Annotated in this window: 19 protein-coding genes; 13 read left to right on the top strand and 6 right to left on the bottom strand. The window is 64.5% G+C overall.

Features of this window, described 5'->3' with window-relative positions; genetic code table 11:
* Nucleotides 1–205 precede the first annotated feature (205 nt).
* Nucleotides 206–724 carry a glycine cleavage system protein R gene (locus CAG11_RS27080; RefSeq protein ID WP_085599089.1) on the top strand — a complete coding sequence of 173 codons (519 nt, stop codon included), beginning with the start codon at nt 206–208 and terminating at the stop codon, nt 722–724.
* A gap of 225 nt (nt 725–949) precedes the next feature.
* Here the strand turns inward: CAG11_RS27080 and rarD are convergent, their stop codons facing one another.
* From rarD to CAG11_RS27105, 5 genes are all read right to left on the bottom strand, one after another.
* Nucleotides 950–1,837 (bottom strand): EamA family transporter RarD, encoded by an 888-nt coding sequence (gene rarD, locus CAG11_RS27085; protein ID WP_022641467.1) that lies wholly within the window; start codon nt 1,835–1,837, stop codon nt 950–952.
* A 102-nt stretch (nt 1,838–1,939) separates the two neighbouring features.
* Nucleotides 1,940–2,914, bottom strand: coding sequence for a serine/threonine protein kinase (locus tag CAG11_RS27090; RefSeq protein WP_085599091.1), 975 nt, complete (start codon nt 2,912–2,914; stop codon nt 1,940–1,942).
* 393 nt (nt 2,915–3,307) lie between these two features.
* The gene (locus CAG11_RS27095) at nt 3,308–5,209 is read right to left on the bottom strand and encodes a PhoX family phosphatase (protein ID WP_085599093.1); all 1,902 of its coding nucleotides are present in this window, start codon (nt 5,207–5,209) and stop codon (nt 3,308–3,310) included.
* 106 nt (nt 5,210–5,315) lie between these two features.
* Complete coding sequence (locus CAG11_RS27100) at nt 5,316–6,080, bottom strand: TOBE domain-containing protein (RefSeq protein ID WP_085599094.1); 765 nt, start codon at nt 6,078–6,080, stop codon at nt 5,316–5,318.
* A 64-nt stretch (nt 6,081–6,144) separates the two neighbouring features.
* Nucleotides 6,145–6,879 carry a ComF family protein gene (locus CAG11_RS27105; RefSeq protein ID WP_085599096.1) on the bottom strand — a complete coding sequence of 245 codons (735 nt, stop codon included), beginning with the start codon at nt 6,877–6,879 and terminating at the stop codon, nt 6,145–6,147.
* Between the two features lie 92 nt (nt 6,880–6,971).
* On the opposite strand from CAG11_RS27105, the gene bioB reads away from it, so the two are divergent.
* From bioB to CAG11_RS27150, 9 genes are all read left to right on the top strand, one after another.
* Nucleotides 6,972–8,027, top strand: coding sequence for a biotin synthase BioB (gene bioB, locus CAG11_RS27110; RefSeq protein WP_085599098.1), 1,056 nt, complete (start codon nt 6,972–6,974; stop codon nt 8,025–8,027).
* A 119-nt stretch (nt 8,028–8,146) separates the two neighbouring features.
* Nucleotides 8,147–9,325, top strand: a complete 1,179-nt coding sequence (gene bioF, locus CAG11_RS27115) for an 8-amino-7-oxononanoate synthase (RefSeq protein ID WP_085599170.1) — start codon at nt 8,147–8,149, stop codon at nt 9,323–9,325.
* Entirely contained in the window at nt 9,318–10,049 is a 732-nt protein-coding gene (locus tag CAG11_RS27120) for an alpha/beta fold hydrolase (protein ID WP_085599100.1), read from the top strand. The genes bioF and CAG11_RS27120 overlap by 8 nt, the downstream gene beginning before the upstream one ends.
* Nucleotides 10,042–10,854 (top strand): malonyl-ACP O-methyltransferase BioC, encoded by an 813-nt coding sequence (gene bioC / locus CAG11_RS27125; protein WP_085599102.1) that lies wholly within the window; start codon nt 10,042–10,044, stop codon nt 10,852–10,854. Before CAG11_RS27120 ends, bioC begins: the two co-directional genes overlap by 8 nt.
* Entirely contained in the window at nt 10,851–11,531 is a 681-nt protein-coding gene (gene bioD, locus CAG11_RS27130; RefSeq protein ID WP_022641460.1) for a dethiobiotin synthase, read from the top strand. Before bioC ends, bioD begins: the two co-directional genes overlap by 4 nt.
* Before the next feature lie 107 nt (nt 11,532–11,638).
* Nucleotides 11,639–11,935, top strand: a complete 297-nt coding sequence (locus tag CAG11_RS27135; protein WP_053137675.1) for a hypothetical protein — start codon at nt 11,639–11,641, stop codon at nt 11,933–11,935.
* Between the two features lie 298 nt (nt 11,936–12,233).
* Nucleotides 12,234–14,039, top strand: coding sequence for a phenylacyl-CoA dehydrogenase (locus tag CAG11_RS27140; RefSeq protein WP_053137672.1), 1,806 nt, complete (start codon nt 12,234–12,236; stop codon nt 14,037–14,039).
* A gap of 219 nt (nt 14,040–14,258) precedes the next feature.
* Nucleotides 14,259–15,551: a GGDEF domain-containing protein gene (locus CAG11_RS27145; protein ID WP_022641458.1), complete on the top strand. Its 1,293-nt coding sequence runs from the start codon at nt 14,259–14,261 to the stop codon at nt 15,549–15,551.
* 418 nt (nt 15,552–15,969) lie between these two features.
* Nucleotides 15,970–17,748: an acyl-CoA dehydrogenase C-terminal domain-containing protein gene (locus CAG11_RS27150; RefSeq protein WP_085599104.1), complete on the top strand. Its 1,779-nt coding sequence runs from the start codon at nt 15,970–15,972 to the stop codon at nt 17,746–17,748.
* 236 nt (nt 17,749–17,984) lie between these two features.
* On the opposite strand, the gene CAG11_RS27155 is transcribed toward CAG11_RS27150, so the two are convergent.
* Nucleotides 17,985–18,914 (bottom strand): LysR family transcriptional regulator, encoded by a 930-nt coding sequence (locus CAG11_RS27155; protein WP_022641456.1) that lies wholly within the window; start codon nt 18,912–18,914, stop codon nt 17,985–17,987.
* Between the two features lie 229 nt (nt 18,915–19,143).
* Between CAG11_RS27155 and CAG11_RS27160 the strand changes: the two genes are divergently transcribed.
* From CAG11_RS27160 to CAG11_RS27170, 3 genes are all read left to right on the top strand, one after another.
* Entirely contained in the window at nt 19,144–20,427 is a 1,284-nt protein-coding gene (locus CAG11_RS27160; RefSeq protein ID WP_085599106.1) for an aspartate aminotransferase family protein, read from the top strand.
* Nucleotides 20,427–21,152: a type 1 glutamine amidotransferase gene (locus tag CAG11_RS27165; RefSeq protein ID WP_085599108.1), complete on the top strand. Its 726-nt coding sequence runs from the start codon at nt 20,427–20,429 to the stop codon at nt 21,150–21,152. Before CAG11_RS27160 ends, CAG11_RS27165 begins: the two co-directional genes overlap by 1 nt.
* 265 nt (nt 21,153–21,417) lie before the next feature.
* Nucleotides 21,418–21,576, top strand: a complete 159-nt coding sequence (locus tag CAG11_RS27170; protein WP_011063854.1) for a YqaE/Pmp3 family membrane protein — start codon at nt 21,418–21,420, stop codon at nt 21,574–21,576.
* The last annotated feature ends 33 nt before the right edge of the window (nt 21,577–21,609 follow it).

A 21,609-nucleotide genomic window follows, 5' to 3' on the forward strand; every position in this document is an offset into this window, starting at 1 on the left:
CGCGACTCGCCAGTGCAATGCGGTCACGCTGGGAAGCTTGGTGTTCGCAAAAATCCGAAGGATTGTTCCACATAAATACAAAAAGTTGTACACGATTTGCATTCCTGGTCTACCGGCCCCTTTTCCGGGCCTCGACCGGAGGCGCCGGGTGTGGCCTGCAGCCTGCCTATAATTGCTCTTCCACCCCCCAAAAGAGGGCTGCGCCATGGACCATCTGGTTCTCACGGTATTCGCTGCGGACAAGGCCGGCCAGGTCGAACGCATTGCCCAGTGCATCGCCGCCCACGGTGGCAACTGGCTGGAAAGCCGCCTGTCGCGGATGGCCGGGCAATTCGCCGGAATCCTCCGGGTGGCGGTGCCGGCCGAAGCCTACGATGAGCTGGTGGATGCCTTGCAGGGGCTCTCGGCCCAAGGCATCCGCGTGCTGATCGCGCAAAGCGGCATCGAGCAATCATGCACCTGGAAACCCATCGCCATGGAGCTGGTGGGCAACGACCGCCCGGGGATTGTCCGGGATATCACCCGCCTGCTGGCGGAGCAGGGGGTCAACCTGGAGCGGTTGGTGACCGAGGTGCGGCCGGCGCCCATGAGCAGCGAGCCGCTGTTCCACGCCGAGGCCATCCTGGCGGTACCCCTGACCCTGTCGCTGGAAGTCTTGCAGGCGCGCCTGGAGAGCCTGGCCGACGACCTGATGGTGGAACTGGTGCTGCGCAGCGAAGGCTGAAGGCGGTTGGCTGGGTTATCCCGATAAAGCGTGCATGCGCCTGTGGATAACCTGTAGAGAGCGGGCGCTGGCCCAGTGGTATCGCGGCTTTGCGTGAATTGATCAAAAAACCGGCAATTTCAAGGGCTTGTGCACAAATGGCGGGGACCAGGCTGTGGATAAGCTTGGGAAGAACCGCCGCAGGCCACAGGGGACGTGGCCTGCAGATGATTGATCGTTTATTGATCAGCTGCGTCCGCGCAGGCTCAGCCAGGCATCGACGCTGTACACCGCCAGGCCTGCCCAGATGAACATGAAGGCCACCAGGGTGCTGGAGGACAGTTGCTCGCCGAACAGCAGTACCGCCTGCAGCAGCACCAGGGTCGGGGCCAGGTACTGCAGGAAACCCAGGGTGGTGTAGGGCAGGTCCCGGGCCGCGGCGTTGAAGCACACCAGCGGGATCAGGGTCACCGGGCCTGCCGCCACCAGCCACCAGGCCTGGGAACTGGCCCAGAACGCGGCATGGGCGCTGCTGGCATCGGGGTGCAGCAGCAGCCAGGCCAGGGCGATGGGCACCAGCATCCAGGTCTCCACCACCAGCCCGGGCAGGGCCTTGACCGGCGCCTGCTTGCGGATCAGGCCGTAGAAACCGAAGCTCAGCGCCAGCGCCAGCGACACCCAGGGCAGGCTGCCCAGTTGCCATACCTGCTGCGCCACCCCGACCGCCGCCAGCAGCACCGCCAGCCATTGCAGGCGGCGCAGGCGCTCACCGAGGATCAACATGCCCAGCAGCACGTTGATCAAGGGGTTGATGTAGTAGCCGAGGCTGGCCTCGACCATGCGCCCGTTGTTCACCGACCAGACGTAGGTCAGCCAGTTGGCGGCGATCAGGGTGCCGCTCAGGGCCAGGATCGCCAGGCGCCGGGGGTTGTCCCGCAGTTCGCGCCACCAGCCGGGATGCTTCCAGACCATCAGCAAAAGGCCGCCGAACAACGCTGACCAGAGCACCCGGTGGACGATGATTTCCACGGCGGGCACGCTGGCGATGGCTTTGAAATAGAGCGGAAACAGGCCCCAGATGATGTAGGCGGTCAGGCCCAGTATGTACCCGCGGCGCAGGTTGGCGGCTTGCATGGAGAATCCTTGCTTAGGCAACTAACAAAGGCGCGATTGTAAGGACAAATGTCTAGACCTGTCCTGACTTTTCCCGCGCCCGTGCCGTGGCCATCGCGTCCTTCAGAACAGCCGCAGCGGTTCCTCGTCGAGCGCCGCCAGCTGCTCGCGCAAGGCCAGTACCTGGTCGCCCCAGTAACGTTCGCTGCCGAACCAGGGGAAGCTGCGAGGGAACGCCGGGTCGTCCCAGCGCCGCGCCAGCCAGGCGCTGTAGTGCATCAGGCGCAGGGCCCGCAGCGGTTCGACCAGGGCCAGCTCCCGTGGGTTGAAATCGTGGAATTCGCTGTAGCCGTCCATCAGTTCGGAGAGCTGGCCGAGGCGCTCCTGGCGATCGCCGGCGAGCATCATCCACAGGTCCTGCACCGCAGGGCCCATGCGACAGTCGTCGAGGTCGACGATATGGAACACCTCGTCGCGGCACATCAGGTTGCCGGGGTGGCAATCGCCATGCAGGCGGATGTTCTGGTGCGGGGTGGACTGGTAGAGGGTTTCCACACGCTTGAGCAAGTCACGAGCGACGGACTCGTAGGCCGGCAACAGGCTCTTGGGTATGAAACCGCCTTGCAGCAAGGCCGCCAGGGAGTCGTGGCCGAAGTTCTGCACCCCCAGGGCCTCGCGGTGGCTGAACGGCCGGTTGGCGCCGACGGCGTGCAGGCGACCCAGCAGTTGCCCGAGGCGGTAGAGCTGGTCGAGGTTGCCCGGCTCCGGGGCGCGGCCGCCACGCCGCGGGAACAGGGCGAAACGAAACCCCGCATGCTCGAACAGGCTGCGGCCTTCGTGGACGATCGGCGCTACCACCGGCACTTCGCATTCGGCCAGTTCGAAGGTGAAGCTGTGTTCTTCGAGGATCGCCTCGTCGCTCCAGCGTTGGGGCCGGTAGAACTTGGCCACCAGCGGCTCGTCCTGGTCGATGCCGACCTGGTAGACGCGGTTCTCGTAGCTGTTGAGGGCCAGGACCCGGGCGTCGCTAAGAAAGCCGATGCTTTCCACTGCGTCCAGGACCAGATCGGGGGTGAGGGTATCAAACGGGTGCGACATGCTTACTCCTGCGCGCAGCAGGCTGCCGCGTCCGGCCCAGCATGGTAACGCAGACGGGCAGGCCGGTGGAGGGCGCTGTGGCGCCTGCCTTGGCTAGGGGCTGTTGCCATTTCGCCGCGACCGCGCCGGAGCCAGTTTTAGCGCGGAGCTAGGCACGAGACGCGAAGTTTGGCATTCCAAATGAGCCGTCGAGTAACGACGCGCCGCGCTAAAACTGGCCCGTCCCTTCGGGTTGCGCGGCAAATGGCGCCATGCGTCGTTGCAGGACTTGGCAAGGGAACGACCATTGCCCGCGTCCTGCGCCTAGCCTGGCGCCATTTGTCGCGGCAACGCGGTTTGCGCCGAAACGGCAACAGACCCTACGGGCAGGCGCGGGTTCGGCACGGGGTTGGATCAGGCGCCGATGATGCCGCCGTCTTCCCGGGTAATGGCCATCACCGAAGAGCGCGGCTTGCCGTTGGGCAAGTGCTCGGGGAAGGTCGAGCCGCCATTTTCCCCAGGGTGCTGGATGCCCACGAACAGCGTCTTGTAGTCCGCAGCGAAGGCGATCCCGGTGACTTCGCAGCCCACCGGCCCGACCATGAAACGGCGGATCTCGCCGCTGTCGGGATCGGCGCAGAGCATCTGGTTGTTGCCCATGCCGGCGAAGTCGCCGCTGTTGCTGTAGTCGCCGTCGGTGAGGATCCACAGGCGCCCGGCCTTGTCGAAACCCAGGCCATCGGGGCTGTTGAACATGTTCTGCGGGGTGATGTTGGCGGAACCGCCCTTGGGCTTGCCGGCGTGCACGCCAGGGTTGCCGGCGACCACGAACAGGTCCCAGGAAAAGTTCAGCGAGCCATGGTCGTCGCCACCGGTGCGCCAGCGCAGGATCTGCCCATAGACGTTCTTCTCCCGCGGGTTGGGGCCGCCCACCGGCATGCCATCCTCACCACGCTTGGAGTTGTTGGTCAGGGTGCAATAGACCTGGCCATCCTTGGGGCTGACCACGATCCATTCCGGGCGATCCATGCGCGTGGCCTGGACCACGCTGGCGGCCAGGCGGGCCTGGATCAGCACCTGGGCCTGGTCGGCGAAGCCGCTGCTGGCGTCGATGCCGTTCTTGCCGTGGGTCAGCTCGATCCACTGGCCCTGGCCCTTGGGCCGGTCCGGGTTGCCGTCGCCGGCGTCGAAGCGCGCCACATACAGGGTGCCGTGGTCCAGCAGGTCACGGTTGGCCTTGGGGTTACGGTGGTTGATGCGATCGCGGCTGATGAACTTGTAGATGAACTCGCCGCGTTCATCGTCGCCCATGTAGACCACTGCGCGGCCATCGCGGGTTTGCGCCAGGGCGGCGTTCTCATGCTTGAAGCGGCCCAGGGCGGTGCGCTTGGTCGGGGTCGATTGCGGATCGAAAGGGTCGATCTCCACCACCCAGCCGTGGCGGTTGAGTTCGTTGGGGTTCTTGGCCAGGTCGAAGCGCGGGTCGTGCTGGTGCCAGTTGATGTCGCGGCTGGCCACCGAGGCGCCGTAGCGCTTCTGGGCAGCGTCGAACTGGTGCTCGGCGTTGCTGCTGCCGAAGCAGTCGGTGAAGTTCTCTTCGCAGGTCAGGTAGGTGCCCCACGGGGTCTTGCCGTTGGCGCAGTTCTGGAACGTGCCCAGGACTTTCTTGCCCTTGGGGTCGGCGCTGGTCTTGAGCAACGGGTGGCCGGCGGCCGGGCCGCTGAGGCGGATCGGCGTGTTGCCGTGGATGCGCCGGTTGTAGCGCGAGCCCTGGACGAACTGCCACTGGCCATTCTTGCGTTGCACCTCGATCACCGACACGCCTTCGCTGGCCTGGGCCTTGTGCACGTCTTCGGCCGACTGCGGCAGGCCGCCATGGGGATAGAGGTAGCGGTAGTTGGTGTACTCGTTGTTGATCGCCATCAGCGCCCGATGCCGGTCATCCGGGAAGGCGAACAGGCTCATGCCGTCGTTGTTGTCGCCGAACTGCACTTCCTGGGCCAGGGCGGTGCCGTTGCCGCTGGGGTCGAAGGCCGGGCCGTTCTTGTGCAGTGGCTGGCCCCAGCTGATCAGCACCGAGGACTTGTAGCCCGGTGGCAGGGTGATGGTGTCGCTGGTGGCGCTGGGGATGCTGGCAAAGCCCAGCAGCTGGCCGTTGCCGGCGCTGACTCCAGCGGCCAGGGCGCTGCGGCTCAGCAGGTTGCCGCCCAGGAACAGGGCCGCGCCGCACAGGGCGCCGGCACCGATGAAGCCACGGCGGCTGAGGCCGACGATCTGTTCCAGGTCGGTGGGTTGGTCTTCTTCTAACAGGCTCATATCAGGCTCCCTGCGGGTTTTTGCAGCCACCTTAATGAGCACCGATGACGAATTTGTTGCAGTGCCGAGCCCCGGGATCAGGGCGTACGGGAGCTGGGGGCCAGGGTCAGAGGGGGGTGCCCAGCAGCACATGGGACGGCGAGAACTGCACCTGGACCGGCCGCTCCTGCGCCAGGTCCAGGGTTTTCAGCAGCAGCGGTTCGGCCAGGGCGCAGAGGACCTGGCCATTGGGCAGGGCGATGCGGACTTCGCAGGGGCCATCCTCGGCATCGAGGATCCGCTCGATGATACCGGTCAGGTAATTGTGTCCAGTTGTTACTGGATCGCCGACGGCTTGCACATCCAGCCAGCCGGCCTTGATCAGCGCCACCACTTGGGTGCCGGGCGCCAGCTCCAGGCGCTGGGTGCTGTCGTGGGTGATCCGGGCCTTGAGCCGCACCCCCTCGGGCAGTTCCAGGCTGACCAGGTCGTTGCAGCCATGGGGTTCGATCCCGTGGACCTTGCCGTGCAGCTGGTTGCGTGCGCTGGTGCGCAGCATCAGGCGTCCCAGCAAGTCGAGATCGCTGGCGTCTTCAGCGGCCTCCAGTACCTGGGCCTGCAGCACCTGCAGCCGCTGGTAGAGACGCAAGACCCGCTCGCCCTCGGCGGACAGCCTGGCGCCACCGCCGCCCTTGCCGCCGACGCTGCGTTCCACCAGTGGGTTCTGGGCCAGGTTGTTCAGCTCGTCGATGGCGTCCCAGGCCGCCTTGTAGCTCAGCCCGGCGCTTTTCGCTGCACGGGTGATGGAGCCCTGCTCGGCGATGTGTTGCAGCAGCGCGATGCGTTGCGGGCGGCGGACGATGTGCTGGGTCAACAAAGTGGGCAGGGACATGGCAAGAGCGCTTCGGGCACGGAAGGTGGACAGGAAGTTTGCGGCTTGAGCGGCGAGAGTCAAGTCAGGCCTCGGGCCTGGGGGTGCGGGCCAGGCAGTAGACGTCCACCCGCCTGGCTCCGGCAGCGACCAGCAACCGGGCCAGGGCCTGGGCGGTGGCGCCCGTGGTCAGCACGTCGTCCACCAGCGCCAGGTGGCGGCCGGCGATCCGCGCATCGGGGGCCAGGCTGAAGGCGCCGCGCAGGTTGCGCTGGCGGGCCCGGGCATCCAGTCCTTGTTGCGCGGGAGTGTCCAGGGTGCGCAGCAGCAACCGCGCTTCCACCGGCAGCTTCAGGTGTTGTCCAAGCCAGTGGGCGAGCATCCCGGCCTGGTTGAACCCCCGCTGGCGCAGGCGCCGACGGGATAAAGGCACTGGCACCAGGGCATCCGGGCTGGGCAGGTCTTCATCGAAGCGATAAAGCAGGAACTGCACGAGAAGTTCGGCCATCAGTCGGCCAAAAGGCCATTTCTCATGGTGCTTGAAGCGGCTGATCAGGCTGTCCACCGGGAACTCGTAGCGCCAGGGCGCTATGACCCGTTCGAATGCCGGTGGCCGTTGCAGGCATTGACCGCAAGCTGGGCCGGGAGCCGGCAGCGGCAGCGCGCAAATGGGGCATTGGCTGCCGAGCCAGGGCAGTTCGTCCAGGCAAGGCGCGCAGAGCGCCTGGGGCGAATCGCTGGGTTCGTCACAAAGCAAACAGATTTGTTTGTTTTTTAGCCAGATGTAAGCCTGTGTTTTTCTTTCTGGTTGACAGCTCATGGCGGCTTCCTTAAATATGCCGAACATCCGTGTTGCGGCTGTGGACTTTCCCTGTCCCGCACCGCCTGCCAAGCATAATCAAGGAACCGCCCATGAGCGCCAGCACCACTGCCACCCTGCGTCATGACTGGACTTTGGCTGAAGTCAAAGCCCTGTTCACCCAGCCGTTCAACGACCTGCTGTTCCAGGCGCAGACGGTGCACCGCGCGCATTTCGACGCCAACCGGGTCCAGGTTTCCACCTTGCTGTCGATCAAGACCGGCGCCTGCCCGGAAGATTGCAAATATTGTCCGCAGTCCGGTCACTACAACACCGGCCTGGAAAAGGAAAAGCTCCTGGAAGTGCAGAAGGTCCTGGAAGAGGCCGCCCGGGCCAAGGCCATCGGCTCCACGCGCTTCTGCATGGGCGCGGCCTGGAAGCACCCGTCCGCCAAGGACATGCCCTACGTGCTGGAGATGGTCAAAGGGGTCAAGGCCATGGGCCTGGAGACCTGCATGACCCTGGGCCGCCTCGACCAGCAGCAGACCGAGGCCCTGGCCCTGGCCGGCCTGGACTACTACAACCACAACCTCGATACCTCGCCGGAGTTCTACGGCAATATCATCACCACCCGCACCTACAGCGAGCGCCTGCAGACCCTGGCCTATGTGCGCGATGCCGGGATGAAGATCTGCTCCGGTGGCATCCTGGGCATGGGCGAGTCCCTGGACGATCGTGCCGGCCTGCTGATCCAGCTGGCCAACCTGCCGGAGCATCCGGAGTCGGTGCCGATCAACATGCTGGTGAAGGTGGCCGGTACGCCGCTGGAAAATGCCGAAGAGGTGGATCCGTTCGACTTCATTCGCATGCTGGCCGTGGCGCGGATCCTCATGCCGCAATCCCATGTGCGCCTCTCCGCTGGTCGTGAGGCGATGAACGAGCAAATGCAGGCCCTGGCGTTCTTCGCCGGCGCCAACTCGATCTTCTACGGCGAAAAACTGCTGACCACCGCCAACCCGCAGGCCGACAAGGACATGCAGCTGTTCGCCCGCCTGGGGATCCAGCCCGAAGCGCGTGAAGAACACGCCGACGAAGTGCACCAGGCGGCCATCGAGCAGGCCCTGGTGGAGCACAAGAGCAGCGAGCAGTTCTACAACGCCGCCGTCTGATCCCAGGCTGACGTCATCCCCGCCGCCGCGGGCGACTCCAGGGCCGCTGAGGATCCCGCAGGGACTTCGGCGCCCGGTCGCCTGCGATGTTGGATTTCTTCCCGATCATCGAGGCCAGCATGTCTTTTGATCTTTCCGCGCGCCTCGCGGCCCGCCGTGCCGAGCATCTGTATCGCCAGCGCCCCTTGCTCGATAGCCCCCAGGGGCCGCAAGTGGTGGTCGATGGCCAGCCGCTGCTGGCGTTCTGCAACAACGACTACCTGGGCCTGGCCAATCATCCACAGGTGATCGAAGCCTGGCGGGCCGGTGCCAGCCGCTGGGGCGTGGGCGGTGGCGCCTCGCACCTGGTGGTGGGCCATAGCGGTCCGCACCATGCTCTGGAGGAGGCCCTGGCCGACCTCACTGGAAGGCCCCGGGCCTTGCTGTTCAGCACCGGCTACATGGCCAACCTCGGGGCGGTCACGGCCCTGGTGGGGCAGGGCGATACGGTGCTGGAAGACCGTCTCAACCATGCTTCGCTGCTGGATGCCGGCCTGCTCAGTGGCGCGCGCTTCAACCGCTATCTGCACAACGATGCGGCCAGCCTGGCCAAGCGCCTGGAGAAGGCTACCGGCAATACCCTGGTGGTCACCGACGGCGTATTCAGCATGGATGGCGATGTGGCCGACCTGCCGGCCCTGGCCCGTGAAACCAAGGCCCGAGGCGCCTGGCTGATGGTCGACGACGCCCACGGCTTCGGTCCCCTGGGTGCCAGCGGCGCCGGCCTGGTAGAACATTACGGCCTGGGCCTGGATGAGGTGCCGGTGCTGGTGGGCACCCTGGGCAAGGCTTTCGGAACCGCTGGGGCCTTCGTCGCCGGCAGCGAGGAGTTGATCGAGAGCCTGATCCAGTTCGCAAGGCCCTATATCTACACCACCAGCCAGCCACCGGCGTTGGCCTGCGCCACCTTGAAAAGCCTGGAACTGCTGCGCAGCGAGCACTGGCGGCGCGAGCACCTGGCGAGCCTGGTCCGCCAGTTCCGCCGGGGCGCCGAGCAGATCGGCCTGGAGCTGATGGACAGCTTCACCCCGATCCAGCCGATCCTGGTCGGCGACAGTGCGCGAGCCATGGCACTGTCGCAGAAACTGCGCGAGCGCGGGATCCTGGTCACCGCCATTCGCCCGCCGACGGTGCCGGCCGGCAGTGCCCGGTTGCGGGTGACGCTGTCTGCCGCCCACAGCGAGAGCCAGGTGCAGCTATTGTTAGACGCATTGGCCGATTGTCACGGTGAACTGCAAGTGGAGCCGAGCCATGCGTGATCGACTGATCCTGTTGCCCGGCTGGGGGCTGGGCGTGTCGCCCCTGGAGCCCCTGGCTGCGGCGTTGCAGGGGCTGGACCAGCACCTGCGGGTACAGGTCCAGCCGTTGCCGGAACTGATGTCCAGCGACCCGGACGATTGGCTGGATGAACTGGACGACGCGCTGCCGGACGATGCCTGGCTGGGTGGCTGGTCCCTGGGCGGGATGCTGGCCTCGGCGCTGGCGGCCCGTCGTGGTGAACGGTGCTGCGGGCTGCTGACCCTGGCCAGCAATCCCTGCTTCGTCGCCCATGCGCAGTGGCCGAGCGCCATGGCCCAAGACACCTTCGCCGCCTTCCTGGCGGGCTGTGCCGCCGACCCGCAAGGCACCCTCAAGCGTTTCTCGTTGCTCTGTGCCCAGGGCGCCCTCGACCATCGCGGCTTGTCCCGGGCGTTGTCGGGGGGCGCGCCGGTGTCCCGGCCACAGGTGTTGCTGGCGGGTCTTGAATTGTTGGCGCAACTCGACACCCGTGAGGCCTTGCAGGGTTTTCGTGGGCCGCAGTTGCACCTGTTCGCCGGGCTCGATGGCCTGGTACCGGCTGAAACGGCCGCCGAGTTGCTGGCGTTGTTGCCGGATGTGGAAGTTGGCCTGATCGAACAGGCCAGTCACGGTTTTCTTCTGGAGGACCCCCATGGAGTGGCGGGTGCGATCCAGGCGTTCTTGCATGAGTCCGGTGATGACTGATCTGTCTATTCCTGTGCTGGCCACCGGCTTGCCTGACAAGCGCCAGGTGGCGGCTTCGTTTTCCCGCGCGGCGGCCAGCTACGACAGCGTGGCCGAGTTGCAGCGGGCGGTTGGCCAGCAGTTGCTGAGCCGCCTGCCGGCTGACTGGACGCCCGGACGCTGGCTCGACCTGGGCTGCGGCACCGGGCATTTCAGCCGGGCGCTGGGAGAGCGGTTCGCGGGTAGCCAGGGCCTGGCCGTGGATATCGCCGAAGGCATGCTCCAGCACGCACGGCCCCTGGGTGGGGCCGAGTACTTCATTGCCGGGGACGCCGAGCGCCTGCCATTGCAGGCGGCCAGTTGCGAGTTGATCTTCTCCAGCCTGGCGGTGCAGTGGTGCGCCGATTTTGCCGCAGTGCTCAGCGAGGCCCGGCGGGTGCTCAAGCCTGGCGGCGTCCTGGCGTTCGCCAGCTTGTGCGTGGGGACCCTGCAGGAGCTGCGCGACAGCTGGGGGCAGGTGGACGGGCAGGTGCACGTCAACCGCTTCCGTGCTTTCGAGCGCTATGGCCAGTTGTGCGATGCCAGTGGCTTGCGGGTGCGTAGCCTGGAGCGGGTGCCCCATGTCCTGCATTACCCGGATGTGCGCAGCCTGACCCACGAACTCAAGGCCCTGGGGGCGCACAACCTCAACCCTGGCCGTCCTGGTGGTTTGACCGGACGGGCGCGCATCGCCGGATTGATCGCCGCCTACGAGGGCTTTCGCCAGGCCAGGGGGCTGCCGGCGACTTACCAGGTAGTCCATGCCGTATTGGAGAAACCACTATGAGTCCTGCCTATTTCATCACCGGCACCGACACCGAGGTGGGCAAGACCACCATCGCTGCCGGCTTGCTGCATGCCGCGCGACTGGCCGGGCTGAGCACGGCGGCGGGCAAGCCGGTGGCGTCCGGTTGCGAGCTGACGGCCAAGGGCTTGCGCAACGCCGATGCCTTGGCGTTGCAAGCGCAGGCGTCGTTGCCGCTGAGTTATGAAGAGGTCAATCCGCTCGCCTTCGAGCCGGCGATCGCTCCACACCTGGCCGCACGCGAGGCGGGCGTGGCACTGACGGTGCAGTCGCTGTTGCTGCCCATGCGCCACGTCCTGGCCAAGGGGGCGGATTTCACCCTGATCGAAGGCGCGGGTGGCTGGCGCGTGCCCCTGGCGGGCCAGGATAATCTCTCGGACCTGGCCATGGCCCTGGGGCTGCCGGTGATCCTGGTGGTGGGCGTGCGGCTGGGGTGCATCAACCATGCCTTGCTGACTGCCGAAGCCATTGCCCGGGACGGTCTGCAACTGGCCGGTTGGGTGGCCAACATCGTCGATCCGCAGACCTCTCGTCTGGAAGAGAACCTGGCGACCCTGGCCGAACGCCTTCCCGCGCCGTGCCTGGGCAGGGTGCCCCGGCTCAGGCTGGCTGGGGCCGCGGCGGTGGCCGAACACCTGCAACTGGATTTGCTGGACTAGATTTTGCCTATGACAGGGCAGATGGCCATTAGTGTTTTTGACGGGTGTTTTCTTGACGGGTCTGCTTCAATTGGCAACGTCATTCATTTTCCAGGTCGAGTCATCCCATGGAAATTTCCGGGAACAGCGCTTACTACGCCGGGCTGAACGCGATTCAGACCGGGCAGAACCGGGTCGATCAAGCCGCTGGCCAGATCGCCAGCACCGCCGTCGAGCGTTCCGCCAGCAGCCAGTCGTCGGAGCTCCAGGTCAATCGCCTGCGGGGCGTGGACCGCAGCCAGGAGTCGGACGTGGCCAGCAGTGTGGTGGAAATGTCCGCCGGCAAGTTCCAGGTCGAATTGGGCGTCAAGGTCGCCAAGGCCTCGGATGAAGCCCTGGGTACGCTGATCGACACCTACGCCTGATCGTCTTTCGTTGAAGCCCGGCCCCCGTTTTCGGGGGCCGGGCTTTTTCATGCCTGCCTTTATGCCATTTCCTCGGCTGATTTCCCTCGCTGGCTGATTGCCGGCTACCCGGCTTCTACACTTTATGGCGGTGCCATGCGCCTTGGCCTGCGTGGGTGTTACATGCCGATGACGAAAGGTATTTGTCCGGCGCTTGACAAGATTTAGGCGTAAACGTATGTTTCAAACAACTGTTTGACCGCTATAAAAACTCAACGCGGTTGTTCATTCCCGGTTACATCAGCAGAGGTTTATCGCTATGCCTGACTACAAGGCCCCCTTGCGTGATATTCGCTTCGTTCGTGACGAGCTGCTTGGTTATGAGGCGCACTATCAGAGCCTCCCGGCTTGCCAGGACGCCACTCCGGACATGGTTGACGCCATTCTCGAGGAAGGTGCGAAGTTTTGTGAGCAGGTGCTGGCGCCGCTGAACCGTGTAGGCGACCTGGAAGGTTGCACCTGGAGTGAATCCGGCGTTAAGACCCCAACCGGCTTCAAGGAAGCCTACAAGCAGTTCGTCGAAGGCGGCTGGCCAAGCCTGGCCCACGATGTCGAGCACGGCGGTCAGGGCCTGCCTGAGTCGCTGGGCCTGGCTGTCAGCGAAATGGTCGGCGAGGCCAACTGGTCGTGGGGCATGTACCCAGGCCTGTCCCATGGCGCGATGAACACCATTTCCGCCCACGGTACGCCTGAGCAGCAAGATGCCTACCTGACCAAGCTGGTGACTGGCGAGTGGACCGGCACCATGTGCCTGACCGAGCCACATTGCGGCACCGACCTGGGCATGCTGCGTACCAAGGCCGAGCCTCAGGCCGACGGTTCCTACAAAGTCACCGGCACCAAGATCTTCATCTCCGCCGGTGAACACGACATGGCCGACAACATCGTCCACATCGTGCTGGCCCGCCTGCCGGACGCTCCGGCCGGCACCAAGGGTATCTCGCTGTTCATCGTGCCCAAGTTCCTGCCCAACGCCGATGGCTCTGTCGGCCAGCGCAACGCGGTGAGCTGCGGTTCCCTGGAGCACAAGATGGGTATCCACGGCAACGCCACCTGCGTGATGAACTTCGACGCGGCCACCGGTTTCCTGATCGGCCCGGCGAACAAGGGCCTGAACTGCATGTTCACCTTCATGAACACCGCTCGCCTGGGTACCGCGCTGCAAGGCCTGGCCCACGCCGAGATCGGTTTCCAGGGTGGCCTGAAATACGCTCGCGACCGCCTGCAAATGCGCTCGCTGACCGGCCCGAAAGCGCCGGATAAGGCTGCCGATCCGATCATCGTGCACCCGGACGTGCGTCGCATGCTGCTGACCATGAAGGCGTTCGCCGAAGGCAATCGCGCCATGGTCTACTTCACCGCCAAGCAGGTGGACATCGTCAAGTACGGTGTGGATGAAGAAGAGAAGAAGAAGGCCGACGCACTGCTGGCCTTCATGACCCCGATCGCCAAGGCCTTCATGACCGAGGTCGGCTTCGAATCCGCCAACCACGGCGTGCAGATCTATGGTGGCCACGGCTTCATCGCCGAGTGGGGCATGGAGCAGAACGTTCGCGACAGCCGTATCTCGATGCTGTACGAAGGCACCACCGGCATCCAGGCCCTGGACCTCCTGGGTCGCAAGGTGCTGATGACCCAGGGCGAAGCGCTGAAGGGCTTCACCAAGATCGTCCACAAGTTCTGCCAGAACAACGAAGGCAACGAGGCCGTGAAGGAGTTCGTGGCACCGCTGGCGGCACTGAACAAGGAATGGGGCGAGCTGACCATGAAAGTGGGCATGGCCGCGATGAAAGACCGCGAAGAAGTCGGTGCCGCTTCGGTGGACTACCTGATGTACTCCGGTTACGCCTGCCTGGCCTACTTCTGGGCCGACATGGCACGCCTGGCAGCCGAGAAGCTGGCCGCCGGCACCACCGAAGAGGCCTTCTACACCGCCAAGCTGCAGACCGCGCGCTTCTACTTCCAGCGCATCCTGCCGCGTACCCGTACCCATGTCGCCACCATGCTGTCGGGCGCCAACAACCTGATGGACATGAAGGAAGAGGATTTCGGCCTGGCTTACTAAGCCCGTCCGGTTCCACTGCGAAGCCGCTCGCCCCCTCGGGACGAGCGGCTTTTTTGCATCTGCGGACCGTCGGTAAAAATTCCCGACTAAAACGCTAAGCTGAAGCGATTCCCTGCCGTTACAGAGGTGGCAATGTGACGCCTGTCACATCGCATGTGCTTAACTTCTTCAATGAAGGCACAATGCCATCTACTGATAAGCCGGGTTGGAGTTTTACCCTTGCCGCGTTCTTCCGCTGTACGTTTCAGTCACTTTCTTCCGTCTTTACTGCTTCTGCTTGCTGGGCTGGCGGCCGCCTACGTCAAGGATCTCAACGTATTCTTCACTTCGCTGTTCAACGTGCTGCCGACGCTGGTGCTGTTGCTCGGCGGGGCGTATTGCGCCGTGTATCGACGCCAGCGCGAGCTGTTCCTGATGGTCACGGTGTATATCGCCTACTTCCTGCTGGATACCCAGACCGACTTCTACCGTGACAATGGCCGGGTTCGTGAGGATGCCGCAGTGGTGTTCCACCTGTGTTGCCTGTTGCTGCCCTTGCTGTTCGGTTTGTTCGCCGCCTGGCAGGAGCGCACGCACCTGTTCCAGGACATGGTGGCGCGCTTCGCCGTGCTGCTCGCCTTCGGCAGCGTGGCCCTGGGCCTGGAGCAGAGTTATCCCCAGGCGCTGCTGGCGTGGCTGGCGGAGATCCGCTGGCCAGCCCTGCATGGCAGCTGGATGAGCCTGATCCAGTTGTCCTATCCGGTGTTCCTTGCGGCCTTCCTGCTGTTGGCGATCCAGTACTGGCGCAGCCCGCGCCCCTTGCATGCGGCGCAGTTGGTGGGCTTGCTCGGGCTGTTCTGGATGTTGCCCAAGACCTTCATCTTGCCCTTCACGTTGAACATCATGTGCAGCCAGGTGATGCTGATGATCGCCGCCGCGGTGGCCCACGAGGCCTACCAGATGGCCTTTCGCGATGAGCTGACCGGGCTGCCGGGGCGCCGTGCCCTGAACGAGCGCATGCAGCGCCTGGGACGCAACTACGTACTGGCCATGACCGACGTCGATCACTTCAAGAAATTCAACGACACCCATGGCCACGACGTTGGCGACCAGGTGCTGCGCCTGGTGGCCAGCAAGTTGTCGAAGGTCACCGGTGGCGGTCGCGCCTACCGTTATGGCGGTGAAGAGTTCGCCGTGGTGTTCGCCGGCAAGAGCCTGGACGAATGCATGCCGCACCTGGAGATGATCCGCGAGATCATCGCCGGCTATAACATCCAGTTGCGCAACCAGGAAAATCGCCCCCAGGACGACCAGCAGGGGCGCCAGCGGCGCGGGGCGGCCGGTGCTTCCAGCGTGTCGGTGACCATCAGTATCGGTGTCGCCGAGCGGTTGATGGAGCACCGTACTCCCGAGGAAGTGCTCAAGTCCGCCGACCAGGCGCTCTACAGCGCCAAGGGCGCGGGGCGCAACTGTGTCATGGCCTTCGGGCAGAACCGTCGCGGTGCGGTGCGGATGGACACCGCCGCAGGCTGACTGATGGCGAGGCATTCAGCTTCCGCAGGGTGATTGGCAGGCCCCGGTGCCGACAGTAGGTTGCAACGACCTGCTGTCGGGGCATCGCCATGGCTCAGGGCCAAGCGCCAAGCGCTTTCGCGCGTTTCTACTCGATGACTTTTTGCCAGCGGCTCTGCCTGGGCGCGAGGCTGCCCGTGGATGTTTTCACTTGCCCACGCCTAACTGCCGGCAGAGCGCCTGGCCCAGCGGACAAGCGGGCGGATTCCCGGCAAGGCCCGCCCTTGGCGGGTTTTCCTGTTTCATGGCTGGAAATTGACTAAAAATAACAAAAAAGTCACCAGATGACCCTATGTGTCGCAAAAGTTGTTCGGGTACACTCGGTTTTTCGTGAATGGGCCCGTTCCGGCCCGCCTGTTTAGATCTTGCGAGGTTTGCCATGGCTGACTACAAAGCGCCCCTGCGCGATATGCGCTTCGTCCTCAATGAAGTGTTCGAGGTCGCCAAGCTCTGGGCCCAGTTGCCAGCGCTGGCGGAAACAGTGGACGCCGAGACTGTCGAGGCGATCCTGGAAGAAGCGGGCAAGGTCACTGCCCGCAGCATTGCCCCGTTGAGCCGTAGCGGCGACGAAGCAGGTTGTCGCTGGAATGACACCGTGGTGACCACTCCGGAAGGTTTCCCGCAGGCCTACCAGACCTATGCCGAAGGTGGCTGGGTCGGGGTCGGCGGCGATCCTGAATTCGGTGGCATGGGCATGCCCAAGGCGGTATCGGCCCAGGTCGAGGAAATGGTCAACTCCGCCAGCCTGGCCTTCGGCCTGTATCCGATGCTGACCGCCGGCGCCTGCCTGTCGATCAACGCCCACGCCAGCGACGAGCTCAAGGCCACCTACCTGCCGAACATGTATGCCGGCGTCTGGGCCGGTTCCATGTGCCTGACCGAACCCCATGCCGGCACCGACCTGGGGATCATCCGCACCAAGGCCGAGCCACGGGCGGACGGCGCCTATGCCATCACCGGGACCAAGATCTTCATCACCGGCGGCGAGCACGACCTGACCGAAAACATCATCCACCTGGTACTGGCCAAGCTGCCGGACGCCCCAGCCGGGCCCAAGGGCATTTCCCTGTTCCTGGTGCCCAAGTTCATGGTCAATGCCGATGGCAGCCTGGGCGAGCGCAACCTGGTGAGCTGCGGCTCCATCGAGCACAAGATGGGCATCCAGGCTTCCGCCACTTGCGTGATGAACTTCGACCAGGCCGTTGGCTACCTGGTGGGCGAGCCGAACAAGGGCCTGGCGGCCATGTTCACCATGATGAACTACGAGCGCCTGGGCGTGGGCATCCAGGGCCTGGCCACGGGCGAGCGTTCCTACCAGAACGCCGTGGAATATGCCCGCGATCGCCTGCAGAGCCGCGCCCCGACCGGCCCGCAAGCCAAGGACAAGACTGCCGACCCGATCATCGTCCACCCGGACGTGCGGCGCATGCTGCTGACCATGAAAGCCGCCAACGAAGGCGGCCGGGCTTTCTCCACCTATGTGGCGATGCAACTGGACACCGCCAAGTTCAGCGAGGACGCCGAGACCCGCAAGCGTGCGCAAAGCCTGGTGGCGTTGCTGACTCCGGTGGCCAAGGCATTCCTCACCGACCTGGGCCTGGAGACCACGGTCCATGGCCAGCAGATCTTTGGTGGCCACGGTTACATCCGCGAGTGGGGCCAGGAGCAGCTGGTGCGCGACGTGCGCATCACCCAGATCTACGAAGGCACCAATGGCATCCAGGCCCTGGACCTGGTGGGGCGCAAGATCGTCGGCAGCGGCGGCTCGTTCTACAAGTTGTTCGCCGATGAGATCCGCCACTTCACCGCCACCGCCGATGCCCAGCTCGGGGAGTTCGTGCGGCCGTTGAATGCCGCGCTGGACAACCTGGATGAGCTGACTGCCTGGGTACTGGACCGCTCGGCCAGCAACCCCAACGAGATTGGCGCGGCGTCCGTGGAGTACCTGCAAGCGTTCGGCTACACCGCCTACGCCTACATGTGGGCACTGATGGCCAAGGCGGCGTTGGGCAAGGAGCAGCAAGACGAGTTCTACGCCAGCAAGCTGGGGACTGCGCGCTTCTACTTCGCCCGCCTGCTGCCGCGTATCCACTCCTTGAGCGCTTCGGTCAAGGCGGGCAGCGAATCGCTGTATCTGTTGCCGGCGGAGCAGTTCTAAGAGGCAAAGTGCCTGTAAGTCATTTCTTACGTTACGTGCTGCAGATCGCCCATATCGGCGAACGAGGTGCATCGCTAATCTACGTTACATGGACGTAGCGCAGGAAGCGCAAAGAAATAACACGGACACGTAGGATTCCGCCAGGATGGTGGAGTGAAATGGATGTCAGGGAAACAGTCTGCAAAGCCCCGCTTCGGCGGGGTTTTTCTTTTGTGCGGATTTTTTCCCGATCCGCTTCAGGCCAGGGTTTCTGGCAGTGCCGGCCCGCCCAGCCGCGTGTCCTGGCTGTGCAGCGGATCTTCCAATAGCGTGCGCAGCAATTCCAGGGTTCCCTGCTGACGCTGCAGGTCACGACAAACCAATCCGACTTTCAACGGCACCCTGGGCTCGCTCAAGGGTTTCCAGAGCAATTGCCGATTGCCGTTCTGCTGCTGGGAGCGTCCCGGCAGTACGGTGGCCAGCCGGGTATGGGGCAGGCTGTCGAGAATCCCGGCCATGTTGTTCAGCTCCGCCTGTACCTGCGGGCGGCGCCCCAGGTTGGCCAGTTGGGCCTGCCAGATCTGGCGGATCTGGAACTCCTCTCCCAGTAGCAGCATCGGCAGTTCGGCCGCTTGGCTCATGGAGACTTTCTTGAATTCACGCAGGGGATGCTGCTCGGGGATGACCAGGGTCAGTTCGTCTTCGTACAGCGGTACGCCATGCAGCCCCGGTTGCCGCGGTGGCAGATAGCTGATGCCGATATCCAGCGAGCCATTGAGCAAGCGCCGTTCGATTTCCAGGCCAGTCAATTCGTAGATCTGCACCACCAGGTGCGGCTGGGCCTTGCGCACCCGTTCGAGCATCTGCGGCACCAGGCTGCTGTGCACGGTTTGCAGCACGCCGATGGCCAGGGTCCGCAGGGCCTGGCCCTTGAAGTTGCGCAGGGCTTCGCGGGCCTGTTGCAGGCCATCGAGCAGGGGCAGGGCATGGTTGTACAGGGTATGCGCGGCCAGGGTCGGCAACAGGCGCTTGCTGCTGCGCTCGAACAGGCTCACATCCAGGTGCTGCTCCAGCTGGCGAATCTGCTGGGAAAGCGCTGGTTGGGAGATCGAAAGGCGCTCTGCGGCGCGCCCTACGTGACCTTCTTCATACACCGCGACGAAATAACGCAGTTGCTTGAAATCCATAAGTAATTCTTATCGAAAAAGCTTAAAAATCGAAATGGCCCAAAGCCCCGTAGGAGCCTAGTCTACGCCTATTCACAGGGCTTACAGGGCCACGAAAGAAGATGAGTAGCGTTCAGGTCGATGGTTCTTACATAGGAAAGGCAACAAACATCGACCCAGGACAGGTCCATGACGAGGGCCAAGGCACCCTTGCAAAGCAGATCGGATCATGGTCATGGAGCCTGCGGGCATGAACCTGTTCAACCTGCGTCGCACCCCGCCCAGCCTGGACCAGCTGGCCATGGCCCCGAGCGCGGCCACTGTGGTCGACAGCCTCTCCAGCGACTGCCTGATGCCCAGTGTACCCAGGCCGCAACCGGTATTCGTCCGTGGCCAGGGCTCCTGGTTATGGGACAGCGATGACCGAACCTACCTCGACTTCACCCAGGCCGGAGCCGCCAACAGCCTTGGCCATAGCCCGTCGGTGCTGGTCAACGCCCTGACCGCCCAGGCGCAATCGCTGATCAACCCCGGCTCCGGGTTCTACAACCGCGGCATGCTCAAGCTCGCCGCGCGGTTGTGCCGCAGCACCGGCAGCGACCAGGCCTATCTGTTGGGCAGCGGCAGCGAGGCGTGTGAAGCGGCGATCAAGCTGGCGCGCAAATGGGGGCAACTGCATCGCGGTGGCGCGGCGGGCATCATCACCGCCAGCCAGGCTTGCCATGGCCGGGGGTTCGCCGCGCTGTCGGCGTCTGCGGGCAATGCCACCGGCAATCGGTTCGAGCCGCGCCTGCCGGGTTTCAGCCAGGTGCCGTTCAATGACCTGCCGGCCCTGCATGCGGCGGTGGATGCACAAACCGTAGCGATCATGCTCGAGCCGATCCAGGGCGAGGCGGGAGTGGTGCCGGCCACCGAGCATTACCTCAAGGGCGTGGAGCGACTGTGCCGCGAGCTGGGCATCCTGCTGATCTTCGATGAAGTCCAGACCGGTATCGGTCGTTGCGGCACCTTGCTGGCCGAACAACTGTATGGCGTGCGCGCCGACATCATCGCCCTGGGCAAGGGCCTGGGTGGCGGAGTGCCGCTGGCGGCCCTGCTGGCCCGAGGCAAGGCCTGCTGTTTCGAGCATGGCGAACTGGATGGCACTCACCACGGCAATGCCCTGATGACCTCGGCCGGGCTGGCGGTACTCGACTGCCTCCAGGAGCAGGGCTTCTTGCAGCAAGTGCGCAGCAATGGCCAGTACCTGGGCCAGGGCCTGGTTCGCCTGGCCAGCCGTCATGCCCAGGGCCAGGTCCGTGGCCAAGGGCTGCTCTGGGGCATGACCCTGGCCGATGCCTCGGCCGAGGCGGTGGTCAAGGCCGCCTTGCAGGAAGGGTTGCTGCTCAATGCCGCGCAACCGGACTGCCTGCGCTTCACCCCGGCGCTGACCGTGAGCAAGGGCAATATCGATGAAATGCTGCTGCGCCTGGCCCGAGCCTTCGCCCGGGTCCGCACCGCGCAGCTGCAATGCCGCAAGGGAGTAGCCGTCTGATGCGTGTATTGATCCTGCAGCACAGCGCGGCTGCCGGTCCGGGGCGAATCAACCAGTGGCTGCTGGAGCGCGCCACTTCGGTGCATATCTGCCATGTGCATGCCCAGGCCCGCCTGCCACGGCTCGACAGCTTCGACCTGCTGATCCTGCTGGGCGGTCCCATGAGTGTGCATGACGAAGTCCAGGCGCCCTGGCTGGTCGCGGAAAAGCGCCTGCTGCGCAAGGCCCTGTCCACCGGCAAGCGCGTGCTGGGCATCGGCCTGGGCGGCCAGCTCCTGGCCCAGGCCCTGGGCGCCCAGGTCCGCCCCTGCGCGGCCAGCGAGATTGGCTGGTGGCCGGTGGAAAAGTATCCCAGCGCCCAGGATTCTCCCTTGGGGCTGGCGTTGCCGGAACGCCTGATGGCCTTCCACTGGCATGGTGAAAGTTTCGATCTGCCCAAGGGCGCCCTGCCGCTGTATCGCTCCGCCGCCTGTGCCAACCAGGGGTTCATCTGGCAGGAACGGGCCATTGGCTTGCAGTGCCTGCTGCAGAGCGATTTGCAGAGCATCGAGGCGCTGCTGCAATCGCGCCCCCGGGGTTGGTTGAGCGCCGAGCAGGATGCCGGGCCTGAAAGCGTCGAAGACCGCCAGGCGATCCTCGCCGGCATCCCCCATTGCAGCGGCCTGGCGCCGACCCTGTTCCGAGTGCTGGACTACTTGTCCGGGCCCCTGCCGACCTTGCGCTGACAGAATTCCTGAACCGTCTCGCGGTATAACGCATCGCCCCGTGCCTGATCTTTCGCACGGGGCGTTTTTTTGTCCCCGTCTTTTCCAGGCCCGAACACCCCCAGCGGCATGGCTCTGAAGCTACTGAGCATGGTGCACAAACATGGGATCGAGATTCGCGCCTGAGCGGGCCATGGGCCGCTTGGCAATTGGGCTGAACCCTGGCCTGGGGCCAGGGTCGATTGCAGGTAGGGCTCATCCGAGCCATTTCTGTCAGGAGTCATCCATGGATCTGATCCGCATTATCTTCGCCATCCTGTTGCCGCCCCTTGGCGTGTTCCTGCAAGTGGGATTCGGCGGCGCCTTCTGGTTGAACATCCTGTTGACCTTGTGCGGATACATCCCCGGTATCGTGCATGCGGTGTACATCATCGCCAAGCGCTAGAAAGCATCAGGCCCGCTCCAGGCGGGCCTGATA

The sequence above is a fragment of the Pseudomonas sp. B6(2017) genome, assembly GCF_002112765.1.
GTDB lineage: Bacteria > Pseudomonadota > Gammaproteobacteria > Pseudomonadales > Pseudomonadaceae > Aquipseudomonas > Aquipseudomonas piscis.